Annotated in this window: 10 protein-coding genes; 5 read left to right on the forward strand and 5 right to left on the reverse strand. The window is 69.2% G+C overall.

Features of this window, described 5'->3' with window-relative positions:
- A partial coding sequence (locus ACN0T5_RS19985; RefSeq protein ID WP_417770373.1) for a tetratricopeptide repeat protein occupies window positions 1-1273 on the reverse strand: 1273 nt, incomplete at its 3' end.
- 344 nt (window positions 1274-1617) lie between these two features.
- On the opposite strand from ACN0T5_RS19985, the gene ACN0T5_RS19990 reads away from it, so the two are divergent.
- Window positions 1618-2790: a YeeE/YedE family protein gene (locus ACN0T5_RS19990; protein WP_417770374.1), complete on the forward strand. Its 1173-nt coding sequence runs from the start codon at window positions 1618-1620 to the stop codon at window positions 2788-2790.
- Window positions 2791-2910: 120 nt separating this feature from the next.
- Complete coding sequence (locus ACN0T5_RS19995) at window positions 2911-3399, forward strand: DUF302 domain-containing protein (RefSeq protein WP_417770375.1); 489 nt, start codon at window positions 2911-2913, stop codon at window positions 3397-3399.
- Window positions 3400-3410: 11 nt separating this feature from the next.
- Here the strand turns inward: ACN0T5_RS19995 and ACN0T5_RS20000 are convergent, their stop codons facing one another.
- From ACN0T5_RS20000 to mdoH, 4 genes are all read right to left on the reverse strand, one after another.
- The gene (locus ACN0T5_RS20000) at window positions 3411-5039 is read right to left on the reverse strand and encodes a thiamine pyrophosphate-binding protein (protein WP_417770376.1); all 1629 of its coding nucleotides are present in this window, start codon (window positions 5037-5039) and stop codon (window positions 3411-3413) included.
- The gene (locus ACN0T5_RS20005; RefSeq protein WP_417770377.1) at window positions 5036-6352 is read right to left on the reverse strand and encodes a CaiB/BaiF CoA transferase family protein; all 1317 of its coding nucleotides are present in this window, start codon (window positions 6350-6352) and stop codon (window positions 5036-5038) included. The genes ACN0T5_RS20000 and ACN0T5_RS20005 overlap by 4 nt, the downstream gene beginning before the upstream one ends.
- 55 nt (window positions 6353-6407) lie before the next feature.
- The gene (locus ACN0T5_RS20010) at window positions 6408-6902 is read right to left on the reverse strand and encodes a hypothetical protein (RefSeq protein ID WP_417770378.1); all 495 of its coding nucleotides are present in this window, start codon (window positions 6900-6902) and stop codon (window positions 6408-6410) included.
- Between the two features lie 168 nt (window positions 6903-7070).
- Window positions 7071-8969 (reverse strand): glucans biosynthesis glucosyltransferase MdoH, encoded by a 1899-nt coding sequence (mdoH, locus tag ACN0T5_RS20015; protein ID WP_417770379.1) that lies wholly within the window; start codon window positions 8967-8969, stop codon window positions 7071-7073.
- A 90-nt stretch (window positions 8970-9059) separates the two neighbouring features.
- Here mdoH and ACN0T5_RS20020 point away from each other — a divergent pair, with 90 nt between their 5' ends.
- The 3 genes from ACN0T5_RS20020 to ACN0T5_RS20030 form a co-directional block, all read left to right on the forward strand.
- Window positions 9060-10061, forward strand: coding sequence for a zinc-dependent alcohol dehydrogenase (locus ACN0T5_RS20020; RefSeq protein WP_417770380.1), 1002 nt, complete (start codon window positions 9060-9062; stop codon window positions 10059-10061).
- Between the two features lie 67 nt (window positions 10062-10128).
- Window positions 10129-10527, forward strand: a complete 399-nt coding sequence (locus ACN0T5_RS20025; protein ID WP_417770381.1) for a 6-pyruvoyl trahydropterin synthase family protein — start codon at window positions 10129-10131, stop codon at window positions 10525-10527.
- Window positions 10527-11532 (forward strand): glycosyltransferase family 4 protein (locus ACN0T5_RS20030; protein WP_417770382.1); only part of this gene is annotated, 1006 nt, incomplete at its 3' end. The genes ACN0T5_RS20025 and ACN0T5_RS20030, both read left to right, overlap by 1 nt.

Consider the following 11532-nt stretch of genomic DNA (forward strand, 5'->3'; position numbering starts at 1 on the left):
GGGCCAACCGCTCGCGCAGCACCCGCTCGGCATCGCCGGCAAGACCGGCGCGCAGCGCCGCCTCCACCGTCAGCCGCTCGAAGACATCCCGCTGCGCATGACTGCCGCCGACCGAGCGCAGCGCCGGCCGCGCCTTGTCGAGATGGTGGAAGGCGGAGAAGAAATTGCCGCGCCCGTAGGCTTCAAGGCCGCGCGCCGCCGGCAGGCCGGCGCTGCCGGCCACACGGCCCATGTCGGTCTCCTCCTCCGCATGGGCCCCGAGCGAGGCGAGCAGGCGGTCGGCCGCCTCGCGCCGGTCACCGCCCTCGAGCGCCATCAGGTAGTGCAGGTCGGCGAAGATGTTGCAACGATCGTCGACGCGCCCCTCGGAGAGCCGTGCCAGTTCCTCCCAGCGGCCGCCGACATTGGCGCCCTCGATCTCGAGCCGCACCAGCAGGGATGCGGCATTCGAGATATCGCGATAGTCGTCGGTCCGCTCCGCGCGGATCTCCTCGTCATAGAGGTCGAGCACGCGGGCAATGTCGCCCTTGTCGAGATACATCAGCGCCAGATGCCACCAGACGTGGAAGCGGAAGTTGTTGCAGTGGGCGAAGGCGGCGGTGTTGGCCTCCAGCCATTGCCGCCCCGCATCGGCGCGCGCCGTCATGTCGTAGACATGGGCGACCGCATGCAGCCCCCAGGCATCGTCCGGCGCATGCGCGACGGCCTGCCGGCCGAGCCGCTCGGCCATCCCGTAGTCGCCGGTCTCCTCGAAGGCAAAGGCGCGGCAGCCCAGGAAATAGCCGTGGGCGGGATGATCCGCGCCGACCGCATGGGCGATGCCTTGCAGCGAGCGGTGCATGCCGGCGGCATCGCCGAGCACAAAACGGATCGAGTGAACGAGTTTCATCAAAAGCGGATCGGCGGGGCACGCCTGAAGGGCCGCGTCGAGACGGTCGGCGGCGCGCGAGGGATATCCGGCGAGCCAGTCGGCCAGCGCATCGACCACCGCGGCCTCCCGCGCGCTCGCACCGACGGCCTCGCGTGCCGCATCGGCGGTTTTCCAGTCCGCCCGCGCCACGTCGACCAGCTCGCGCCGACCGAGCAGCATGCAGAACAGCCCGTGGGCGGCATGGCCCATTGCGAAATGAGGATCGAGCCGGAGCGTCTCGGCAATCAGGTCAGGGGTGCGCGTGCCATGGGAGAGAAACGCATGCACCGTGCCGGTCCAGGGCTCAAGCGCGGAGGCCTGTGCCAGTGTCAGCGGGTAGCCGTAGCTGTCGAGGATCGTCATCAATGCCATCCTGCCGGCGGCGCTTCGGCCGCGTGGTCGTCATGTGTGCGCCGTCCGCGCACCATCCCCGTGTCGGGTCATCCCCGTGTCGGGCCGGCGCCGTGTCGGGCCGTGGAGGCGGCGCGGCACGGCGCGGATCCCCCGCCCTGTCTGCGCAAAGTGTTCCGCCGCCAAAGTTGACAAGCAATACACAATAACTTGTGACAGCCGTGTCCGTTCCCTTCGCCGTGAAAGGATCCATGTTCCAATGATCGCAAGAACGCCGGACCGGACTTGCGCGCACGCGGCGCGAGATGGAAACGAATACCTTTCGGGCCGGGCGGGAAACCGGTAAACGATTGAGCATGACAGCCCTCGTCCAAAATCTTTCGAAGACCCTATCGAACGCCAACCGCACGGTTCTGGCACTGGCGCTCGCCGCACTGGCGGCCGTTGCGCTGGCCGCAGCCAATACCGGAGGCATGCGGCTCGGCCTCGCCGTGCTGATCGGCGGGTTCGCCGGCATCGCGCTCTATCACGCCAGCTTCGGCTTCACCGCCGCCTGGCGGCGCATCGTCACGGAGAAGCGCGGCGGGGGCCTCAGGGCCCAGTTCCTGCTGATCCTGCTGACCTCGGCGGTCTCGTTTCCGCTGATCGCCTGGGGCGCCTCCTTCGGCATGCCGACGGGCGGTTTCGTCTTCCCCTTCGGCGTGGCGGCGGCGATCGGCGCCTTCGCCTTCGGCCTCGGCATGCAGCTCGGCGGGGGCTGCGCCTCCGGCACGCTGTTCACCGCCGGCGGCGGCTCGACACGGATGATGGTGACCCTCGCCGCCTTCGTCACCGGTTCGGTCGCCGCGACCCCGCACATGCATCTGTGGGGACAGCTGCCCAAGCTGCCGGCCCTGTCGCTGGTCAGCGAGTTCGGCCCGCTCGGCGCCTATGCGGCGACCGCCGCCGTGCTCGGCCTCATCGCCCTGTGGAGCGTGCGCGTCGAGACCCGCGCCCATGGCAGCCTCGCCGAGCCGAAACCGACCGTCTCCGTGCTTGCCGGCCCCTGGTCGCTGGTCTTCGGCGCGGTCGCCATCGCGCTGGTCGGCATCGCCACCTTCCTCGTGCTCGGCCGCCCCTGGGGCATCACCTCGGGCTTTGCGCTGTGGGGCGCCAAGATCTGGCAGTTCTTCGGCGTGCCGGTCACCGACTGGCCCTACTGGCAATGGCAGAAGGGGGCGCTGGAGGCCTCGGTCTTTGCCGACGCCACCTCGGTGATGAATTTCGGCATCCTGCTCGGCGCCATGGCGGCTGCCGCCATCGCCGGCAAATACGCGCCCGTGTGGAAGCTGTCTCGCCGGGACCTGGCGACCGCCATCATCGGCGGGCTCTTGATGGGCTACGGCGCGCGGCTCGCCTATGGCTGCAACATCGGCGCCTATCTCGGCGGCATCGTCTCCGGCTCCCTGCACGGCTGGCTGTGGCTGGTCTTCGGCTTCATCGGCAGCCTTGCCGGCACGCGCCTGCGCCTCAGGCTCGGCATGGGCTGAGGCGGGCGGAGCCGTCATCAGCAAATCGTGACCGCCGCTCAAGCGGACGTGTAACGCACCGGCAGGCGAAGGCTGTCAGGGTCGGGCCATCACCCGCCCTTTGCCGCCGGAGCCCCAATCATGCCCCCAGTCATGCGCGCCACCCTCGCCCTTCTCGCCGCCTTCGCCTTCCTTGTCCTGCCCGCAAAAGCCGAGATCGCACCGCGCGAGGGCTGGGTGGTGATGGCGACGGGCCATGGTTTCGCCGAGTTGGTCGAGCGGGTGAAGAAGGCCGTTGCCGCGGAGAAGATGGGCCTCGTCACCCAGGCGAGCGCCTCGGACGGGGCCGCCATGCAGGGCTTCACCATTCCCGGTAACCGGGTCCTCGGCGTCTATCGCAACGACTATGCCCGGCGGATGCTGGCAGCGAGCCTTGCCGCCGGCATCGAGGCGCCGATCCGCTTCTATGTCACGGAGAACGACGATGGCAGCGCGACGCTTTCGTGGAAAACGCCGGGCCACGTCTTCGCTCCCTACATGGACGAGGGCGGCGCGGCGCTGAAAGAACTTGCCGAGGAACTCGACGCGGTCTTCACACGGATCGGCGAGCGGGCCGCAACAGCGGAATAGGTCACGCCTCCTCAGAACTTGCCGTCATAGGCGCGCCGGCCGATGCGGCAGGCAAGCAGCGTGTAGGTGTCGCGGTCAAGGGCGGCGCGGGCCTCGCGGGCGAGCGTTTCCGTGTCGTCCACCCAAACACCGTGACCGCCCGTGGCGCGGGCAAGCGCCGGAAAATCCGTGCCGCCGAAATCGACGCCGACATTGGCCCTCTGGCCGGCGCGCTGTTTCAGCTCGATCAGGGCAAGGCTCTCGTCGACGAGCACGCAGACGATGACCGGCAGGCGAAGATCGCGCAGCGTCGCCAGTTCGCCGAGCCCCATCTCGAGCCCCGCATCGCCGACGAAGACGATCACCGGCCGCTGCGGTTCGGCGAGGGCGTGCCCCATGCCGAGCGGCAGGGCGCAGGCCATGGTGCACAGGGCCGAGGACTGCAGCATGGCGCGCGGAAAGCCGGCGCGCCAGACCTGCGAGGCGAGGATCCGGTGGGCGCCGCTGTCGGCGGTGGCGACCGTTTCGGGCGGAAGGACGGCGCGCAGCGTATGGAAGACATTTGCCGGGCCCCAGCCGGAGGGCTCCGGCGCGAATTGCGCGGCAAGGGCAGCCCGGGCAGAGGCGACCTCGTCGCCCGGCCATGCGGGACGCGGCGACAGCCCCTCGCCCAGCGCCGCCAGTCCCGGCGCGACGCCGCAGGCGAGCAAGTGGCGGACGGAATGCATGCCGTGCCGGCGGGGACTGGCCGCGATTTCCACCACCGGCGCGCCGGGCGCCCAGGGATCGCGCCAGTTGATACGCATCTCGATCGGGTCGTAGCCGAGAAGCAGGATGCAGTCGGACGCCTTCAGCAGCGGCAGGAGATGCGCGTCGGCGCGCGGCGACAAGCCCGCCCCGCCGAGCGACAGCGCATCCGCCTCGTCGATGAGCCCCTTGGCCTTGTAGGTGGTGACGAGCGGCACGTTGAAGCGCCGGCAGAATTCGGCAACCGCGGTTCCCGCCCCCTCGTTGACCGCATCGACGCCGGCAATGGCGATGGGCCGTTCGGCCCCCGCCAGCAGCGCGCGGGCCGCCTCCAGTCCGGCACCCGCAGGCGCGAGATAGCTCGGATCGGCAAGGGCCGGCAACGGAAGCAAGCTCTCGTCCGTCTCCGCTTCCGCGACACCGATGGGCATGTCCACATGCACCGGGCCGGGCTGGCCCTCCATCGCGGTGAGGATCGCCTTGTCCATCATCGCGGAGAGCGTGCCAGAGCTGGCGCGGAAGCTCGCCTTGACGACGGGGCGCAGCAATTGCTGGTGGTCGAAGACCTGGTGCGTGTAGGTCTCCGCCTCGGCGGCGTCGACGCAGCCGGTCAGGAAGATCAGCGGCACCCGGTCCTGCCAGGCATTGGCGACAACGTTGACCGCGTTCGCAACGCCCGGTCCCAGGGTTGCCAGCAGCACGCCCGGCGCGCCCTGACCGGCCCGCGCTTCGGCGTGCCAGACGCCCTCGGCCATGAAGCCGCCGGCATTCTCGTGCTTGACCAGATGGAAGGCGATGCCGGCGGCATCAAGCGCGCCCATCAGCGCCAGCACCTCGCCGCCGGGAATGCCGAAGGCGTGGCGGCAGCCCGCCTGGCGGAGCTTCGCCGCAATCAGATCCGCGCCGCTGGTCATGCCTTGTCGTCTCCTGCCTCGTTGCCCGCTTCGTCTTCGGTGACAATCGCGCCGCCGCGCACCAGTTCCCCGATATCGCCTTCGCCAAGGCCGAGCCAGCCGGAGAGGACGGAAGCGGCATCCGCGCCAAGGCGCGGCGGCGCATGACGATAGGTGACCGGTGTCCTCGAGAGTTTCAGCGGATTGCCGATCAGCGCGACCTCGCCCGTGGCCGGGGTCTCGTGCGCCATGGCAATGCGCATGCCGCGATGGCGGACCTGCGGATCGTCAAACACCTCGCCGACATCGTTGATCGGGCCGCAGGGCACGCCGGCCGCTTCCAGCGCGGCGATCCATCCGGCCTTGTCGCGTGTCCTTGTCAGCCGCTCGATCTCCGGTTCCAGCGCGGCGCGGTTGCGGACCCGGTCGGCATTGCGGGCGAAACGCGGATCGCGGGCAAGCTCCGGCTCGCCTGCCACCTCGCAGAAGCGGGCGAATTGCGCGTCGTTGCCGACCGCAAGAATGAAGGCGCCGTCGCGCGCCGGATAGGCGTTGTAGGGAACGATGGCCGGATGGGCGTTGCCGCGCCGTGGCGGCACGTTGCCATCGGTGAGATACGCCGCCCCCTGGTTGATCAGCCAGGCGACCTGGGTGTCGAGCAGGGCCACGTCGATATATTGCCCCTCGCCGGTGGCGCTGCGGTGATGCAGGGCCGCGAGAATGGCGTTCGAGGCATACATGCCGCACATCACGTCGGCGATGCCGACGCCGGCCTTGGTCGGCTCGCCGCCCTCCGCGTCGGGACGACCGGTGAGCGACATCAGCCCGCCCATGCCCTGGATGAGGAAGTCGTAGCCGGCGCGGCCGGCATAGGGCCCGTCCTGGCCGAAGCCGGAGATCGAGCAGTAGATCAGGCCGGGATTTTCCGCCGCAAGCACCTCGTAGCCGAGCCCCTTGCCGGCAAGATCGCCGACCTTGAAATTCTCCACCAGAACATCGGCCTTACGCGCCAGACGGCGGATCAGCGCGACGCCGGCCTCGCTGGCCAGGTCGACGGCGAGCGAGCGCTTGTTGCGGTTGGAGGAAAGATAGTAGGCGCTTTCGCGCGTCTCCCTGCCTTGCGCATCGCGCAGGAAGGGCGGGCCCCAACCGCGCGTGTCGTCGCCCGTTCCCGGACGTTCGACCTTGACCACGTCGGCGCCGAGATCGCCGAGCAGCTGGGTGGCGGTGGGTCCTGCCAGGATGCGCGACAGGTCGAGGACCCTGAGGCCGGAAAGCGGACCGCTTCCGCCGGTTGCGGCGGAAGCGGCGGTGTCGGGATCAGGCAGCGTCATGTTCTCTCGCGTTGGCGGGTGGATCGCTCGCGGGTCACGTCGGGGCGCCGACAGATCACGAGGGCATGCGCAGCCGGACGACAAGTCCGGTGACCAGGCCGAAGAGCAGATGGCCGACAAGCGAGGCCCAGGTCAACTGGATGAAGCCGAGGAAGGGCGGCAACCCGGCGATGAGATGGGCCATGACATAGAGCGCGAAGACCCAAAGGCCGGCTCCGAAACCGAGTGCCACGACGGGCCAGGGCAGAAAGGGCAGGAAGCGGCCGGCGATCGGCCTGGCGATGAAGAGATAGCCGAGCGGGTAGAAGACGATGCCGACGACGAGATGGACGACCTCGGCCAGGGTGAAACTGCTGAAGCCGAAGACCGACTGGACAAGGGCTGCCGGTTGCAGCGGGCCGCCCACCCAGTAAGGCGTGATGAACCGCGCCCAGATCTCCCAGGTGCCGTCGGCGAAGACGCCGGCGATCAGCGCCGTGACGAATGTGGCGAGCGTGAGCGGGGGAAAGACACTGGCGGTTCCTTCCCGTGCGGCGAGCGAGCGTTGCATGGCATGTCTCCCTGATCCCGGCTCGCGGCCCGTGCCGCTCCGGCACATCCAAGGTGGGCCGGTGCGCCGATCCGTTCAAATCAACGGCGCGCGACGGACACGTCAACCGGGATCACGCGGGCGCGACATCGGCGTGACCGGAACCGGCAGTGCCGGGAAGGGCCGGCCTCACGCCTCCGCCTTGGCCATCTCGCCGGCAAAGAGCGGCGCGGACTGGCCGAACCGAACGCCGAGCGAGGCATGGGCCGGAAGGCGCAGGGGGAGCAGGCAGTCCGGCGGTACGGATTCCTCCGGCAGGCGCCAGAGCCGCGAGGCAAGCGCCAGACGCCCCGCCGCCGCGCCCGACATCAGCCGGGCGAAGGGAATTGCCAATGCGGGACCGAGGATCACCGGCAGCATCGGCCAGACGAGCCCTGGCGCGAAGGCGGCGACCCAGGCGAAGCCGGCAAGGCCGAACAGCGTCTGCGGCCAGAGCTTTGCCGCACAAAGGGCGAGCGGCAGGGTGCGATTGTCGCGGATCTGGGCGCCCCAGCCGATCGCCTTGCCGAAGGGAAGCCCCGCGATGAAGAGCGACACGGCAACGGCGATGACCGGCGCCATCAGGGCGGCGAAGACAAGCTCGACAAACCAGCTTGCGGCAAGGCGCGGCGCGCCGCCAAAGGCGCGGCGCAGTTTCGGATCGGCAAGAATGTCGAGAAAGGTCGCGATCTTCGGCGCGAAGATCATCGTCAGGACGATGACAAAGAGCGTGAAGCCGGAGACTTCCTCGAAGCGGATCAGCTCCGCGCCGCCAAGGGCGACGATGCCCGCGCCGGTGGCCATGAAGGTCAGCCATGCGGGCGCGGAGACGAACATCAGGATGGCCAGAACCAGCTGGATGCAGCTCACCGGCTTCAGGTCGGCAAGGCGCAACAGCTTGAGATACTGAAGATTTCCCTGGCACCAGCGGAGCTCGCGGCGGATGAACTCCAGCAGGTTGGGCGGGTTCTCCTCGAAGCTTTCCGTCTCCACCGGCAGCACCCGCACCTCGAGGCCGGCGCGGCGCATCAGCACCGCCTCGACCTGGTCGTGGCTGAGCACCCAGCCCGACAGCGGCCCCTTGCCGGGCAGGACGGGAAGCTCGCAATGTTCGGTGAAGGGTTTTACCCGCCAGATGGCATTGTGCCCCCAATAGGGTCCGCAATCGCCCTGCCACCAGGCGCTGCCCAGCGTGTAGGAGCGCATGCCAAGCCGCATGCCGAACTGGAAGACGCGGGCGAAGGCGCTGACCGTCGGGCTGCCGACGACGAGTGTCTGGAGAATGCCGAGGCGCGGATTGGCATCCATCCTGGCGACAAGGTCGAGCATGGTGCGCGCCGACATGAAGCTGTCGGCGTCGAGCACGATGGCATAATCGTGCGCCGCGCCCCAGCGCTCGAGGAAATCGCGGATATTGCCGGCCTTGAAGCCCGGATTGTCGGCACGGCGGCGATAGATGACCGGCATCCGGTCGGCCCAGCGCGTGGCGAGGTCGGCGAAGGCACGTGCCTCGCGCGCCGCGATCTCCTCGTCATCGGTGTCGCTGAGCACGTAGAGCGTGAAGCCCGGGGCGCGGCCGGCGCGGTCGAGATCGGCGGCCATCGCGTCGAGGCGCAGGGACACCTCGTCGACATCCTCGTTGCGGATGCAGGAGAGGATCGCGGTGGAGGCGGGGCTGGCCGCATGCGGATCCCCCGCCGCGAGCGGACAGACGGCGGCCACGGGATCGCGGGACAGGCGCATCAGGGCCAGACCGATGACCGCATTCCAGAAGCCGATTGCCGTCCAGGGCAGGGTGAGCAGGAAGCAGGCCATCATCAGCGCCTCCGCCCAGCTGATGCCGTTGTCCCGGAAACTCACGCCCAGCAAGGTGGTCAGGGCAGCGACGGTGCCCAGCACCAGTGCCAGAAAGCCGGCCCGGCGCAGCGCCAGCCGGCGCGCGTCGACAGGTCCGGTTTCCAGGCGCTCGCCTTGCCCGCCAACCGCCGCGGCAATGCCCTGGCCTGCTGTGTCCGGATTGAGGAAGGTCGGCAAATTCCTGTAGAACATGAAACAGAACCTCGTAGACAGATGGTCGGCGACAACGGATGCCCGGCCCGTTCTGTTGCGCTATACGTCGCGCTGGACTAAGGAGGATTTGTGACGCAGCGCAACATCCCGGAAACATTTCCGCAGACCGCGCAAGCGCTCTGGACCGTCGGCCCCGGGCAACTGGAAATACGCGGCGCGGCCATCCCCGAACCAGATGCCGGCAGCGTGAGCGTGCGTGCCCTGTGGAGCGCGGTGAGCCTTGGCACGGAACGTCTGGTGCTTGCCGGAGAGGTGCCGGAAAGCGAGCGGGAGCGCATGCGCGCGCCCTTTCAGGAGGGCGACTTCCCCTTCCCCGTGAAATACGGCTATGCCTGCGTCGGCGAGATCGTCGGCGGCGATGCCTCGCGTCTCGGCGAAACCGTCTTCTGCCTCCATCCGCATCAGTCCCTCTTCAACATTCCGGCAAACGCCGCGATCCCGGTGCCGGCCGATGTTCCGCCACTGCGCGCGATCCTGGCGGCCAACATGGAAACCGCGCTCAACGGTTTATGGGACGGCAACGCCTCACCGGGGGATCACATTGCCGTGGTCGGCGGCGGGGTCGTCGGCCTTCTCCTCGCACGGCTTTGCGCGCAACTTCCCGGGGCACGGGTGACCCTGGTCGACATCGATCCGGCGAAGGAAGAGGTCGCACGCGCCCTTGGCGCCGGTTTCGCGATGCCGGCCGATGCCCCCGCCTGCCAGGATCTCGTCTTCCATGCCAGCGGCCATCCGGCCGGGCTCGACACGGCGCTGGCGCTGGCGGGAACCGAGGCGAAGGTGGTGGAGATGAGCTGGTACGGCACGAAACCCGTCACCGCCACGCTCGGCGGGAGCTTCCACAGCCAGCGGCTGACGCTGCGCTCCAGCCAGGTCGGCCGCATCCCGCCCGAGCGGCAGGCACGCTGGACCCATCGCCGGCGACTGGAAACGGCGCTGTCACTTCTGCGTGATCCCGTGCTTGATATCCTGCTTTCTCCGGCGATCCGGCTTATCGACGCGCCACAGGCCCTGCCGGACGTCCTGGCGGGCCGGCGTGCGGCCCTGGCGCAGCCGATCGCCTACGACTGACGCTGCACCGGCCGCCGCGAGCGCCGACCGACCCGACGAAACATACAACCCAGCGGAGACATGTCCCATGCATGCCGTCGAAGTTCGCGACCACATCATGATCGCCCACTCCTTCAAGGGCGCGGTCTTCGGACCGGCGCAGAAGATGCACGGCGCGACCTTCGTGGTCGATGCCGCCTTCATGGCCGAGACGCTCGACGAAAACGGCATCGTCATCGATATCGGACGGGCGCACGAGGTGCTGAAGGAAGTGCTCGAGCCGCTGAATTTCCAGAACCTCGACGAGGTTCCCGCCTTTGCCGGCAAGAACACCACGACCGAGTTCCTGACCCGGCACATCTTCGAGGCGCTGGCCGACGCGGCACGCGGCGACCGGCTCGGCCGGCCGGGGGGCGAGCTTGCCGCGATCCGGGTCACGCTGCATGAAAGCCACGTGGCACGGGCCTGGTACGAAGGCCGGCTCTGATGCCGGCGAACGGTGCCGCCGATACCGGCCCGGGCACCGGGGCGGAGCTTGCCTTCCTCTATCCCGGCGCGCTCGAGACGCCGACCGGCGGCTATGTCTACGACCGGCAGCTGCTGGCCGCGCTCTGCGACATCGGAATTCAGGTCGATGCGCGTTCGCTGGGCGAGGGCTATCCCGCGCCCGCGCCGCGCGTGCTTGCCGGCGCCGAACGCATGCTGGCCGGCCTTCCCGATGGCCAGGCGGTGATGATCGACGGGCTCGCCTTCGGCGTGATGGCCGATGTCGCGCGGCCGCATGCAGAACGCCTGCGCCTTGTCGCGCTGGTGCACCATCCCCTTGCCCATGAAAGCGGAATACCGGCGGCCAGGGCGGCCGAGCTTCTGGCGAGCGAACGCGCCGCGCTGGCGCTCGCCCGCCATGTGGTGACGACGAGCCATGCGACCGCCGCCGCCCTTGCCGGAGGTTTCAAGGTGCCGTCGGGAAAGATCACCGTGCTGGAACCGGGGCTGACGGTCCAGTGCGTGAAGGACCGCTCGCCTTGCGACCACGACGACGGGGGGCCGCTGCGGCTCCTCGCCGTCGGCTCGCTGATCCCGCGCAAGGACTATCCGACGCTGCTTGCCGCTATCGCACGCCTTTCCGACCGGGCGCTGCGGCTCGATATCGTCGGCAGCGCGGCGTTCGATCCGGCCTGCGCCGCCGGTATCGAGGCGGAAATCGGCCGGCTGGGGCTCGGTGCCCGCGTCCGCCTGCACGGCGCGCTGGAGCGCGAGGCGCTCGACGCGCTCTATGCGCAGGCCGACATCTTCACCCTGACGACGCTTTACGAGGGATACGGCATGGCCTTTGCCGAGGCGATGGCGCACGGCCTGCCGGTGATCGCCACCGGCGAGGGCGCGGTGCGCGACACGGTGCCGCCTCCGGCCGGCATGGTGCTTGCCGCCGGCGGCATCGGCGGTGGCGCGGGGGGGATCGCCCGGCTCTGCGGCGATGCGGGACTGGGGC

The sequence above is a fragment of the Stappia sp. genome (assembly GCF_048261845.1).
GTDB lineage: Bacteria > Pseudomonadota > Alphaproteobacteria > Rhizobiales > Stappiaceae > Stappia.